This window comes from Nocardia sp. NPDC003693 (assembly GCF_053981095.1).
This window is the reverse complement of record NZ_JBSFNO010000005.1, coordinates 27071-39434: the sequence shown is the minus strand read 5'-3', so window position 1 is coordinate 39434 and position 12364 is coordinate 27071. Positions and strand designations below refer to the sequence as shown.

The following is a 12364-nucleotide window of genomic DNA, read 5'->3' as shown; positions in this document are numbered from 1 at the left end:
GCATGATCCCTCTAAGGTCACTGGTCATGACCGACGCGCCTGTATCCGTCACGAAATCCGCGCCGATGATCTCCATGCGGACGGTGGACAAGCACTTCGGCTCGCTGCACGTTCTGCGGGACATCAACCTCGAAGTGCCCAAGGGGCAGGTCGTGATCGTGGTGGGACCGTCCGGATCCGGCAAGTCGACGCTGTGCCGCACCATCAACCGCCTCGAAACCATCGACTCCGGAACCATCGCCATCGACGGGGTGCAACTGCCCGACGAAGGCCGCGCCCTGGCCAAGCTGCGCGCCGATGTGGGGATGGTGTTCCAGTCCTTCAATCTGTTCGCGCACAAGACCATTCTCGAGAACGTCATGCTCGCGCCGGTCAAGGTGCGGGGCATCGACAAGGCCAAGGCCAAGACCAGTGCCATGGAGCTGCTCGACCGGGTCGGCATCGCCAACCAGGCCGACAAGTACCCGGCGCAGCTGTCCGGCGGGCAGCAGCAGCGCGTGGCGATCGCCCGCGCGCTGGCCATGAATCCCAAGGTCATGCTGTTCGACGAGCCGACCTCCGCGCTGGATCCGGAGATGGTGTCCGAGGTCCTCGAGGTCATGGTGCAGCTGGCCAAGGACGGCATGACCATGGTCGTGGTCACCCACGAGATGGGCTTCGCGCGCAAGGCCGGCAATCGAGTGCTGTTCATGGCGGACGGGCAGATCGTCGAGGACACCGACCCCGAGAAATTCTTCACCGCACCCGAATCCGATCGCGCCAAGGACTTCCTGGGCAAGATCCTCAGCCACTGACCGAGCAGTACCGAGAGACGTTTCACCGAGAGAAGAGGACTCGCGATGAGGTTCACACACACGCTCAAGGTCGCGGCCGGCGCACTCGCGCTCGCGGTCGTCGCCAGCGGCTGTGGCGGCGGCAGTGACAAGACCGCCAGCGAGAACGCCGCCGACGGCAAGCTGACCATCGGCATCAAGTACGACCAGCCGGGTCTGGGGCTGCAGAACAAGGACGGCTCGTTCAGCGGCCTGGACGTGGACGTGGCGACCTACGTCGCGGACAAGATGGGCGTGAAGGCCGAGGACATCAAGTTCGTGGAGGCCCCGTCCCCGCAGCGTGAGACGCTGATCGAGAACGGGCAGGTCGACTTCATCGTCGCGACCTATTCGATCAACGACAAGCGCAAGGAGAAGGTCGACTTCGCGGGGCCGTATTTCATTACGGGACAGTCGTTCCTGGTGCGCTCGGACAACACCGACATCACCGGGCCGGACAGCCTCAAGGGCAAGAAGGTGTGCTCGGTCAAGGGTTCGACCCCGGCCCAGAACATCGAGAAGAACTACCCCGAGACCCAGCTGCAGACCTACGACACGTACTCGCTGTGCCTAGAGGGTCTCAAGGGCAAGGCCGTGGACGCGGTCACCACCGACGCGGTGATCCTGGCCGGGTACGCGGCGCAGCAGCCGGGCGTGTTCAAGGTCGTCGGGCAGCCCTTCACCACCGAGAAGTACGGCATCGGCGTGAAGAAGGGCGACACCGAGTCGCGCAACAAGATCAATGACGCCATCGAGGCCATGATCACCAGCGGCGCCTGGAAGAGCGCGGTGGAGAAGAACTTCGCGGGCGTCGGCTTCGAGGTCCCCACCCCGCCGACGGTCGACCGCTACTGAGTTGATGGCGCGTGCCGGGCGGTTCTTCCGAATCCGCCCGGCACGCTTCGCATTTCGATCGGAGGGACGCGACAGCCGTGTTCGACTTGATCTCCCGGTACGACACCCAGCTGTACGACGCGTTCTGGGTGACCATCAAACTGACGCTGTATTCGGCGCTCGGCGCGCTGATCCTGGGCACCCTGGTGGCCGGCATGCGGGTCTCGCCGGTGCCGATCGCGCGCTGGGTCGGCACGGCGTACGTCAACATCTTCCGCAACACGCCGCTGACCGTGATCATCGTGTTCTGCTCGCTCGGCCTGTACACGACGCTGCAGATCAAACTGGCGCCGGACGGCCCGAACGACCTCATGGAGAACAACTTCCGCTACGCGGTGCTCGGATTGAGCGTGTACACGGCGGCTTTCGTGTGTGAGTCGCTGCGCTCGGGCATCAACACCGTGCCGCTGGGGCAGTCCGAGGCGGGCCGCTCGCTGGGGCTGACGTTCTTCCAGAATCTGCGTCTCGTGGTGCTGCCGCAGGCTTTTCGCGCGGTGATCGCGCCGCTGGGCAGCGTGTTCATCGCGCTGACCAAGAACTCCACCGTCGCCTCGGTGATCGGTGTCACCGAGGCCGCGCTGCTGATGGACGACATGATCGAGGTCGAGGCCGCGCCGCTGCTGGTCGGCGCGATCTTCGCCTTCGGCTTCGTGCTGCTCACCCTGCCCGCCGGGCTGCTGTTCGGCTGGCTGGCCAAACGATACGAGGTGGCACGATGACGTCGGCTTCGGTCCTGTACGACGCGCCCGGTCCCAAGGCGCGCCTGCGCTACCGGCTGTACTCGGTGGTCGTGATCGCGCTGGTGCTCGCGGCGGGCTGGTTCGTCTACAGCGGGCTCGCGGAGAAGGATCAGTTCACCGCGGAGAAGTGGAAGCCGTTCCTGGAGGGGCAGGTCTGGACGACCTACCTGCTGCCGGGTTTGCAGGGCACGATCGTGGCCGCGGTGCTCTCGATCACCCTCGCGCTGCTGATCGGCATGAACTTCGGCATTCTGCGGCTGTCCGACCACCGGGTGGTGCGCTGGATCGCGGGCGCCGTGGTGGAGGTGTCGCGGGCGATTCCGGTGCTGATCCTGATGATCTTCCTGTTCGCGATCTACTCCGAGTACAACGTCTTCCCGTCCGATCAGCTGGCGCTGGCGGCGGTGGTGACGGCGCTGACCATCTACAACGGTTCGGTCATCGCCGAGATCGTGCGCTCGGGCATCCGCTCGCTGCCGCGCGGTCAGGGTGAGGCCGCGGTCGCGCTCGGCATGCGTAAGGGCCAGCTCATGCGGCTGGTGCTGCTGCCGCAGGCGATCACCGCCATGCTGCCCGCGCTGGTGTCGCAGATGGTGGTGGCGCTCAAGGATTCCGCGCTGGGGTACGCGATCACCTACCCCGAGGTGGTGCGGGCGGGCAAGCGCCTGGGCGCGGCGGAGCAGAACACCATTCCCGCGCTGCTGGTGGTGGCGGCGCTGATGATCGCGCTCAACTACGCGCTGTCCGTGGCGGCCACCCGCCTGGAGAAGTGGCTGCGCACGCGCAAGCGGGGCAGCGCGGTGGTGTCGGCCGACGCCAACATCGCCGACGCGACCCCCGGTATGGATCTGACCGGCGGCAAGAAGTAGTCGCCCGCCCGTAGATACGACCGCGACCGGCCCCGGAGGTTCCGCCTCCGGGGCCGTTTCGCTGTCCGATTCCGCCCGATCCGGTTCCGCCGGGCCGAGTCGTTACGTCCAATGTCACTGGAGAGCAGGACAATCGGCGCTCCCGGCTCCCATACTGAATCTCATGAGCGACCATGACCGCGCGCGCAGGCAGCTGTACCTCGGCCTGATAGTGGCCGCGGTCATCGCCCCCCTCGCCGCCCTCTGCGCGGCCCTGGCCGCCGCGATCGGCGCCCGCCTGGTGGAGGATGCCCGAAACCACCTGTCCGCCGCCGAATCTCCCCCCAGACGCCCCGATTCCCCCGCCCGCCCCCCGGCCCCGCGCCCCGCCGGCCGCACCGACCACCGCCGCCCCCGCCGCGCCCCCACCCGCCACACCGGCCGAATCCTGCACTGAATCAATCGGTTCCGTACGTGATCCGGGTGCGTCCCGACGACGCGTGGAGTCGAGGAATTTGCCCCGTGTCGGTGAAAGCACCCCGCCCGGCCGGGAACTCGGCGAGCAGCGCCCACTACAACCCGCTGTTCCGGGAGCGGCCGACTCAGCGAATAGTCGTGGTCGAGCAGACGTGGACCGGGGGGCAGCGGTCGAGGACCGGGCGGCGGGGATAGGTGTCGAACGCGGAGGACACGGCCGTGAGTGCCGTCTCGAGATCCGTGTTCACCGTCCGATCATCGCATCGGGCGACGGTGGAGAGCGGGAACGGGTTTCGGGGAGATGAGACGCACCGTGTGCGAAAAGTTTGCTGAATCGTTTTCTCGGCGCGTGTCAATCGCTGGACTCTGCCGATTCGATTGATGAACTCGCCTATCATCACCGTGCGGTTTTGTTCTATAGGCGCTTTTCAAGGCTAGTTTCATCGCTTTTATCGGCGGGCGTGACAGGTGCCACTCGAGGTAACAGCGGTTTGAATGCTGCCGGTTTACCGTCTGAACTCATTCGTCTAGTCGGGAGGTTGCGATGTTCGGTGGGAAGAAGGTTGTGGTGGTAGCGGCTGTCGCGGCGGCGGGGCTGGCGATGGCCGGATGTTCGACGAAGGACGACGCCGGGGCCGAGGCCGGGACGCCGAGTGCGCCCGTCACGACGGTCACGTCGGTCACGTCCGTCACCCCGACGCCCGGGCCCGCGAACGAGAGCGACGACCCGGGCGAACAGGGCGGGGGCGTGCGGATTCCGCTGGGCGACACCCAGCGGGTGGCGGTGCCGGCGGACGCGGTGCTCGACATCAAGGGCAAGGCGAAGTGGGAGCCCGCCTGGGTGCAGTGCACGGTCGTCGATTCCGCGGGTAGCCCGGTCGAACTGCTGCCGCCGCCGGCCGACGCCGAACCCGAATCCGCCGCACACGGCGGCACCTACCTGCCGTTCTATACGATCGCCGCGCCCGCGAGCGTGCCCGGCGGCGGCGTCGACGTCACCTGCGTCGGTGTCGACGGGAACCTGGGGCCCACCGATTTCGTCCGGGTGGTGCCGCGCGGGGTGATGCCCGCGCCCGCCAACTGATCCGGCGCACCCGCGCCGATGCGGCCTCGCCGATACTCGGCGAAGCCGCATCCCTTGGGCCGCAACACCACCGCCGTCCGGTGTCACGGCCGACAGCACCCGAGCCCCGATACCGGGGTGGGAAAACCGAGGCGAGAACGCTGGGTCGCGGCATATTCGCCGCGACCCAGCCGCTCCCGCAGCACGGCCTCGAGCCAGGCCTTCCGCGGTGGCTGGAACCACCGGCGCGGGGGTCACGCCGCGAGGGCCGCGGCGATCTTCTGGGACATCGCGACCACCGCGGGGGCGGGCTCGCCCTTCTTCGGCTGCGACGCGGCCGCCACCGCGACCATGACCGTGTCGCGGAAGTTGGCCGCCTCGCCCGGGTACTGATCGAGCAGCCGCACGGTCGCGGTCAGGCTCGGCAGGACCTGCTCGGCGATGTCGGCAACCGACTTGCCGGACAGGTGGATGTCGTTGGACTTGCCGGAGAGCACGTGCCCGACCAGACCCGTCGCGGACAGCAGGGCGTGGGAGCCGCGGGAGACGCTCTTGGCGGGCGCGCCGGCGGCGGCCAGCAGGGTGACCGCGCCGTAGGCGGCGGTGCGCAGGACGCTCTGGTTCTCGGCGGTCAGGGCGACGGTGGCGTTCGACATGGTGTACTCCTCGATTGTTGTTCGCGGCCCGGGTGTTTCGGTTCCCGGTGCCGCTCGCTTCGTTGATGTACACACTTTGTCGGGCCCGGCTGACACCACGCTGACAGCCGCCTGACAGGTCCGCTGACACGGAAATGGCACGCGCAGGACGGTGCCAATCGATCGGCGACCCGCTGCGCACACGTCGTCGAAAAGACCGTGCCGGTGCGCTATTCCTCGGAATCATCGCCGGGCGCGGCGAAGGTGAAGCCTTCCAGTTCGGCTTTGACGACCGTGTAGGCCGTGCCGGGGTTGTAGCCGCGCCGGGCCAGCATGCCGACCAGGCGGCGGATCGCCTTCTCGCGGTCGAGAGACGCGGGCAGGGAACGGAGTTTGCGCCGGACCAGCTCGGCAGCGCGCTCGGTTTCGTCGTCGGAGCTGATCGCCGAGAGCGCCTCCTGCGCCTGATCCTCGTCGATGCCCTTGCGCCGCAACTCCAGCGCGAGGGCCTTCTTGCCCCTACCCGAGAAGGTGTGCCGCGAGTACACCCATTCCTGTGCGAAAGCGGCGTCGTCGATCAGCCCGACCTCGGTGAGCCGGTCCAGGGCGCGATTCGCGACCTCGACGCTGAACCCCTTGGTGGCCAGTCGATCCGCCAGCTCGGACCGGCTGCGCGCCCGATCGGTCAGCAGCCGCAGGCACGCGTCCTTGGCCGCGACCTCGGTGCCCCCGTCCGGCAACGGCTCCCCCGGCATCCGCCGGGCCCGCCGCGACCGCCCGCCCGCGCGCGACTCGTCATCGTCCCGGCCTCCCGCCGAATCCTCGCGGCCCCGGCGGCCCCCGCGCCGACGTCGCCCACGATCTTCGCGCTCGAACGCGTCCGTGTCCGCCGCACCGTACGACCGGCCATCCCGCGCGTCGTCAGCGCCGAACTCCCGCGCGCCAGATAGCTCATCGTCACCGCGCGAGCGACGACCGCCGCCCGGCCGGCCATCATCCGACGACGCGTCGTCACCCGATTCGTCCGCCGGGCCGGTGCCGCGGCGGAGCAGGCCCGCGCGCAACAAATCTTCGATGCGGGGTGGCTCGCCGGAGTCCTCGGGTGCGGGACGCGAGCGGCGGGCACGACGGGGCGAGCTCGCGGAATCCCGGGCGTCGGCGTCGGGATACGTTGCCGCCGAGTGATTTTCGGGGCGGAGCCGGTCGGCGTCGCCTGGGGCGGGCGGCGCTTCCTCTCGCTGCCCGTTCGGCCGACGCCGACCGGAGTATTCGGGGCTGCGGTGCGGCGGTGTGCCATTCGAGCCGGGTGCGGAGCGGGTGCCGCGCGGGTCTGCTGTGCGCTGCGCCGCGGCATTCCGCGCGCCCGCGCCGAGTTCGTTCCGGCCATCCGGCTCGGTGCGGGTCCCCTCGTCAGGCTCGGACGGTGCGGCCCACGGATCTTCGCGGGTGCCCGTCCGGTCCCAGGAATCGTCGGTGGTGACGCCCTGCCAGGCGGCGTCGTCGACCGGCGGGGGTGCGCCCCACGGATCGGCGCCGGCGGGCGGGGCGGCGTTCTCCCAGTCCGAGATGTGGCGGGAATTGGTTGCCACGCGGGCCGATTCGTCGGCGGCCGCGCCGGAATCCCAGTTACCCGCGGCGCCGCCTTCGTCCCAGCGGCTGGTGGGAGCCCACGGATCGGCGGTGCGGGAACCGCCGCGAGAACGGGACTTTCGGGACTTCGAGTTCTCGAACTGGCGCCGGAGGTTCTCTACCGCGTCCAGGCGCGAACCAGCGGGCCCCGGCGGAAGCTGCCGGGGCCCGGTGGCGGGACGTTCATCGGGCACGAAGGCCTAGAAGTCAGCGGGGGCCGCCGCCGCCGCTTCCGCGGTGACATCGGCGCCGATGCCGAGCTTCTCCTTGATCTTCTTCTCGATCTCGTCGCGCACGTCGTTGTTCTCGAGCAGGAACTTGCGGGCGTTCTCCTTGCCCTGGCCGAGCTGGTCGCCCTCGTAGGTGTACCAGGAGCCGGACTTGCGGATGAAGCCGTGCTCGACACCCATGTCGATGATCGAGCCCTCCTTGGAGATGCCCGCGCCGTAGAGGATGTCGAACTCGGCCTGCTTGAACGGCGGGCTGACCTTGTTCTTGACGACCTTGACGCGGGTGCGGTTGCCGACCGCGTCGGAACCGTCCTTGAGGGTCTCGATGCGGCGCACGTCCAGGCGGACCGAGGCGTAGAACTTCAGCGCCTTACCACCGGTCGTGGTCTCGGGAGAGCCGAACATCACGCCGATCTTCTCGCGCAGCTGGTTGATGAAGATGGCGGTGGTGCCCGAGTTGTTCAGCGCGCCCGTCATCTTGCGCAGCGCCTGGCTCATGAGGCGGGCCTGCAGACCGACGTGGCTGTCGCCCATCTCGCCCTCGATTTCCGCGCGCGGCACCAGGGCGGCGACGGAGTCGATGACGATGATGTCGATGGCGCCGGAACGCACCAGCATGTCGGCGATTTCGAGCGCCTGCTCACCGGTGTCGGGCTGGGAGACCAGCAGCGCGTCGGTGTCGACGCCGAGCTTGCGGGCGTAGTCGGGATCGAGCGCGTGCTCGGCGTCGATGAACGCCGCCACACCGCCCTGGGCCTGCGCGTTGGCTACCGCGTGCAGCGCGACCGTGGTCTTACCGGAGGATTCCGGACCGTAGATCTCGACGACACGGCCACGCGGCAGACCGCCGATGCCGAGCGCGACGTCCAGCGAGATGGAGCCGGTCGGAATCACCGCGATGGGCTGACGGGACTCCTCGCCCAGGCGCATGACCGCGCCCTTGCCGAAGCCCTTCTCGATCTGCGCGAGCGCCAGCTCGAGTGCCTTGTCGCGATCGAATGCCTGTGGTGCCATCGTCTGGTCCCCTTTTCGACGGGTGAGTCTCAATCTGTGGTTGGCGCCCACGTTAGAGGGCGGCACCGACAAGTTCCGACGACAGCTTAAACGAACACCTGTTCGAGGCAAACACCACGCCACGCGACACGCGGGACCAATCCGCGCGCGAGCGGACACCGGGCATAGCGATCACGCATGACTCCCCCGCGATCGTCCGGCACTCACGGCACCGGCGTGATCCGATCCGCGTCCAGCAGCGTCTGCGCCTGTTTGAACACCCGCAGCGCGGGCGTCACCTCCACGTCGGTGATGCCGGCCAGCGCGCCCAGCCGTTCGGTGAGATAGCGGTACAGGTGCGAGGTGTCCCGGCACACCAGCGCGGCGGTCAGATTGGTCGGCCCGGTGGTGGCAGCGACGTAGGTGACCTCGGGATGCGTGGCCAGGATCGCGCCCACCGCCGCCAGATCCGCCGGCCTCGTCCGCATCCACAGCGCCGCTCGCACCGCGAAACCCATACGCTCCAAGGCGAAGTCGAGGTCGAAGTACAGCACCCCGGCCTCGATCAGCTCGCTCATGCGCCGCGCCGCCCGGGGCGGGCTCCACCCGGTGGCCGCGGCCAGCTGCGCGTACGGCGCGCGGGCGTCGCGCCCGAGCACGGCCAGCATGGCCTCGTCCTCGGGCGAGAGGGCGATGGGCAACTCGTGCACGGCCCGATCCTGTACCGGGCGACGGGGTCCCAGCTCGCGCAGTTGATCGGCGTCGAACAACCGGCTGTAGCGCGGCCACTCCTCGTCGAGCGGAAAGTTGTGCAGCACTTCGTAGGCGAGCAGGCCGGTGACGTGCGGGGCGCGCGGAATCAATTGCAGCAGCAGCGCGTCGCGCCGCTGCGCCGACCGCGCCCGGCTCACGCACATCACCTCGGATCCGGTGGACAGCAGCGACACCCAGCTCAGATCGGGTATGCGCGCCAACGACTCCCCCAGTCGCAGCGCGGCGTCCGGCATGGATCTGATGCGCATGATCCAGCGCGCGTGCCCGAGCGGCACCACGTTCACCTGCCCGGAGAGGTGGATGATTCCGCGCACGCGCAACGACCGGTACCGCCGCGCCACCGTCTGCTCCGACACACCCAGGATCTCACCGAGTTTCGCGAACGGTATGCGCGCGTCCACGACCAGCGCGTGGACGATTCGTTTATCTAGATCATCGAAAATGACGGAATAGTGCGGTGTTTCGACCTCCACCGGAGGAATCTAACGATTTTCCGGCCACGAGTAGGACAAAACCGGCGCGAGTCACAGGCTGAGCGAACATATTCTTTCGTTTTCCCGGAGGTTCCCGTGCGGAAATGGCTCCCGCTGTACGCCGCGTGCCTGGGCACGCTCATGCTGCTCATCGACGTCACCATCGTCAATGTCGCGCTCCCCGATATGACGGCCGATCTCGGCGCGGGCCTGTCCGGCCTGCAATGGATCGTGGACGGCTACGCGCTGGCCCTGGCGGCGCTGGTGCTGGCCATGGGCTCGATCTCGGACCGGATCGGCGCGAAGACGGTCTACCTGGCCGGCCTCACCCTGTTCGCGATCGCCTCCCTGGCCTGCGGAATGGCCGGGGACACCGCGGTTCTCGTCGTCGCCCGGATCGCGCAGGGGGTGGGCGGCGCGGCCATGTTCGCCACCACCCTGGCCCTGTTGCACGCCACCTACACCGGCCGCGACCGCGGTATCGCCTTCGGCGCGTGGGGCGCGGTGGGCGGCGCGGCCGCCGCGCTGGGGGTGGTGCTCGGCGGCGTGCTCACCGACCTGCTGTCCTGGCGCTGGATCTTCTACGTCAACCTGCCGGTCGCGGCGCTCACCATCGCGTTGTCGGTACTGGCTTTCCCGGCCTCGCAACGCGTTCCGGGCCGGGGGCTGGATCTGCCGGGCATGACGACCTTCACCGCCGCGGCGGCCGGCATCACCGTGGGGATCATTCGCGGTGGCGAGCACGGCTGGGCCGACGGCGGCACGCTCGCGGCGCTGCTGCTGGGCGGCGCGGCCCTGATCCTGTTCACGGCCGTCGAAGCCCGTTCCGCCGCACCGATGTTCCCGCTCGGCCTGCTGCGCAACCGAGTGCTGTCCGCGACGCTGCTCGGCGCTTCCGGGCAAACCTTCGCCGCGTTCGCCTCCGCCCCGCTGCTCTCGCTGTGGCTGCAGCAGCAGCTGAATCTGTCACCGCTGCACACCGGTCTGGCGATGCTGCCGATGGCGATCACCGCGTTCGTGGTGGCCGGGGCGACGGGGCGGATCCTGCACGACGCCGCACCGGCGTGGACGATCGGCGCGGGTCTGATCGTGATCGGCGCGGGCGCGGGCCTGCTCACCCTGATCGGCCCCGAATCCTCGTGGACCGCACTGATTCCCGGATTCATGGTGATCGGCGCGGGCGCGGGGATCAACGCCCCGGCGCTGGTCGCGACGAGCATGGCGGCGGTTCCGGCGCGGCAGGCCGGCATCGCCGCGGGCGCGGTGAACACCGCTAGGCAACTGGGCCTGGCGCTGGGAGTCGCGGTGCTGGGCACCGTATTTCGCGGCACGGCCGGGGACGAGCGGCCGCTGCCGCGCGCGGAGTTCGTCTCCGGGCTCGATACCGCGCTCGTGGTGGCGGGAGCGGTCGGTGTCGGATTCGGCGCGGCCGCGTTCGCACTGCTGCGGCGCGCGGGAACCGCGGTGACCGCGCGACAGCCCGCACCGATCCCGGTCGATTGAGTCGGCGCGCCCGGCCGCAGCGGGGTACCGGGATCTTGAAAACCGCTGTGGCTCGGGCGCGACCAGAGCAGGGATGCTCATATCGATCATGATCCTCGGCGCGCCCGGACTCAACCCGTCGCGCGAAGTTACCGCAGGGGCAATTCCCACTCCGCGTCCGCTTCGGTGCGCGGGCCGAAGATCCGGCGCTCGGATTCCTCGATACGGGTGTCGTTGATGCTGGCCTCGCGGCGCGACATGAGCCCCTCGGGCGAGAACTCCCACAGTTCGTTGCCGTAGCTGCGCCACCACTGCCCGGACTCGTCGTGCCATTCGTACTGGAATCGCACGGCGATGCGGTTCTCGCGGAAGCCCCAGAGTTCCTTGCGCAGGGCGTAGCCGTTCTCGGTGGACCACTTGCGCTTCAGGAAGTCCACGATCTCGGCTCGGCCGGTCAGGAACTCCTCGCGATTGCGCCACACCGAGTCCTCGGTATAGGCGCCGGCGACGGTCTCGGGGTCGCGGGTGTTCCAGGCGTTCTCGGCGGCCCGCACCTTGGCTGTGGCCGAATCCAGGTCGAAGGGTGGCAAAGGGGGTCGCATCACGCGTCCTGTCTCTCGAGCGGGACCGGAAGAACTAACGGTCGTTCATTGTTTGACAGGTTAGAAACTAAGGCCGTCGACAGGACCACGTCAACCCCTGTGACGGTGATTACCGGTTAGAGTTCACCCGGTGGAAGGTGGTGTTCCCACGATGACGACCGTCCGCCCGTTACCCTCAGGCGTGCTCGTTCCCCGCCCGCATCTCGGCGAACCCCTCGCCCTGGACCTGCTGAACACCCGCTGGATATCCCCCGACGGACCGCAGGACCTGCTGACCGATGTGGACGGCCTGCGCCAGTGGCTGGCCGAGAACGCCCTCACCGCGCCCGCCGACGAGCCCACCCTGCGCGCGCTGCTCACCGCCCGCGCGGCGATCGCCACCGCCATCGGCGACCACTCGTTCGACGCGCTGAACACCGTCCTGGACCACGGGCGCGTGCGCCGCAGGCTCACCCCCGACGGGCCCGCCGACCTGCCCGATGTCGGCCAGGCCCGCTGGCTGCCGGCCTGGCTCGCCGCCGACGATCTGCTGCGGCTGTGGAGCCTGGCGCCCGAGCGCATCAAACAGTGCGCTCACCCCCAGTGCGTGCTGTATTTCTACGACACGTCCAAGAACGGCACCCGCCGCTGGCATTCCATGCTCACCTGCGGCAATCGCGCCAAGGCGACCCGGCACTACGCGAAGAAGACGCGCGCCGAGGAGTGATCAGCG

The 12364-nt window shown here is 68.8% G+C and carries 12 protein-coding genes and 1 pseudogene; 8 read left to right on the top strand and 5 right to left on the bottom strand.

Annotated elements, in window-relative coordinates:
• Positions 1-65: 65 nt before the first annotated feature.
• The 6 genes from ACWDOP_RS08340 (at position 66) to ACWDOP_RS08315 (ending at position 4855) form a co-directional block, all read left to right on the top strand.
• Complete coding sequence (locus tag ACWDOP_RS08340; protein ID WP_456344676.1) at positions 66-794, top strand: amino acid ABC transporter ATP-binding protein; 729 nt, start codon at positions 66-68, stop codon at positions 792-794.
• A gap of 45 nt (positions 795-839) precedes the next feature.
• Positions 840-1667 (top strand): glutamate ABC transporter substrate-binding protein, encoded by an 828-nt coding sequence (locus ACWDOP_RS08335; protein ID WP_456344520.1) that lies wholly within the window; start codon positions 840-842, stop codon positions 1665-1667.
• 77 nt (positions 1668-1744) lie between these two features.
• Positions 1745-2425, top strand: coding sequence for an amino acid ABC transporter permease (locus ACWDOP_RS08330; protein WP_454204097.1), 681 nt, complete (start codon positions 1745-1747; stop codon positions 2423-2425).
• Entirely contained in the window at positions 2422-3315 is an 894-nt protein-coding gene (locus tag ACWDOP_RS08325; RefSeq protein WP_456344519.1) for an amino acid ABC transporter permease, read from the top strand. The genes ACWDOP_RS08330 and ACWDOP_RS08325 overlap by 4 nt, the downstream gene beginning before the upstream one ends.
• A gap of 163 nt (positions 3316-3478) precedes the next feature.
• Positions 3479-3751: a hypothetical protein gene (locus ACWDOP_RS08320; protein WP_456344518.1), complete on the top strand. Its 273-nt coding sequence runs from the start codon at positions 3479-3481 to the stop codon at positions 3749-3751.
• 588 nt (positions 3752-4339) lie between these two features.
• Positions 4340-4855 (top strand): hypothetical protein, encoded by a 516-nt coding sequence (locus ACWDOP_RS08315; RefSeq protein ID WP_456344517.1) that lies wholly within the window; start codon positions 4340-4342, stop codon positions 4853-4855.
• 233 nt (positions 4856-5088) lie between these two features.
• Here ACWDOP_RS08315 and ACWDOP_RS08310 read toward each other — a convergent pair whose 3' ends face one another.
• From ACWDOP_RS08310 to ACWDOP_RS08295, 4 genes and pseudogenes are all read right to left on the bottom strand, one after another.
• Positions 5089-5490 carry a hypothetical protein gene (locus tag ACWDOP_RS08310; protein ID WP_456344516.1) on the bottom strand — a complete coding sequence of 134 codons (402 nt, stop codon included), beginning with the start codon at positions 5488-5490 and terminating at the stop codon, positions 5089-5091.
• Between the two features lie 209 nt (positions 5491-5699).
• Positions 5700-6263: pseudogene (gene recX, locus ACWDOP_RS08305) on the bottom strand (recombination regulator RecX); the annotation flags it as partial.
• A gap of 1035 nt (positions 6264-7298) precedes the next feature.
• Positions 7299-8342 (bottom strand): recombinase RecA, encoded by a 1044-nt coding sequence (gene recA, locus ACWDOP_RS08300; RefSeq protein WP_456344515.1) that lies wholly within the window; start codon positions 8340-8342, stop codon positions 7299-7301.
• 203 nt (positions 8343-8545) lie between these two features.
• Positions 8546-9568 carry an Lrp/AsnC family transcriptional regulator gene (locus ACWDOP_RS08295; protein WP_454204090.1) on the bottom strand — a complete coding sequence of 341 codons (1023 nt, stop codon included), beginning with the start codon at positions 9566-9568 and terminating at the stop codon, positions 8546-8548.
• A 96-nt stretch (positions 9569-9664) separates the two neighbouring features.
• Here ACWDOP_RS08295 and ACWDOP_RS08290 point away from each other — a divergent pair, with 96 nt between their 5' ends.
• Positions 9665-11071: an MFS transporter gene (locus ACWDOP_RS08290; protein ID WP_456344514.1), complete on the top strand. Its 1407-nt coding sequence runs from the start codon at positions 9665-9667 to the stop codon at positions 11069-11071.
• Between the two features lie 128 nt (positions 11072-11199).
• Here the strand turns inward: ACWDOP_RS08290 and ACWDOP_RS08285 are convergent, their stop codons facing one another.
• A complete protein-coding gene (locus ACWDOP_RS08285; RefSeq protein ID WP_456344513.1) occupies positions 11200-11655 on the bottom strand; it encodes a nuclear transport factor 2 family protein in 456 nt (151 codons plus the stop codon).
• Between the two features lie 148 nt (positions 11656-11803).
• Between ACWDOP_RS08285 and ACWDOP_RS08280 the strand changes: the two genes are divergently transcribed.
• Positions 11804-12358, top strand: a complete 555-nt coding sequence (locus tag ACWDOP_RS08280; protein WP_456344512.1) for a CGNR zinc finger domain-containing protein — start codon at positions 11804-11806, stop codon at positions 12356-12358.
• The last annotated feature ends 6 nt before the right edge of the window (positions 12359-12364 follow it).

What these genes read in the sequence shown, in the direction of transcription:
- ACWDOP_RS08340 (WP_456344676.1), top strand. Translation starts at nt 66, where the DNA reads ATGATCTCCATGCGGACGGTGGACAAGCACTTCGGCTCGCTGCACGTT.
- ACWDOP_RS08335 (WP_456344520.1), top strand. Translation starts at nt 840, where the DNA reads ATGAGGTTCACACACACGCTCAAGGTCGCGGCCGGCGCACTCGCGCTC.
- ACWDOP_RS08325 (WP_456344519.1), top strand. Translation starts at nt 2,422, where the DNA reads ATGACGTCGGCTTCGGTCCTGTACGACGCGCCCGGTCCCAAGGCGCGC.
- ACWDOP_RS08320 (WP_456344518.1), top strand. Translation starts at nt 3,479, where the DNA reads ATGAGCGACCATGACCGCGCGCGCAGGCAGCTGTACCTCGGCCTGATA.
- ACWDOP_RS08310 (WP_456344516.1), bottom strand. Translation starts at nt 5,490, where the DNA reads ATGTCGAACGCCACCGTCGCCCTGACCGCCGAGAACCAGAGCGTCCTG.
- recA (WP_456344515.1), bottom strand. Translation starts at nt 8,342, where the DNA reads ATGGCACCACAGGCATTCGATCGCGACAAGGCACTCGAGCTGGCGCTC.
- ACWDOP_RS08280 (WP_456344512.1), top strand. Translation starts at nt 11,804, where the DNA reads ATGACGACCGTCCGCCCGTTACCCTCAGGCGTGCTCGTTCCCCGCCCG.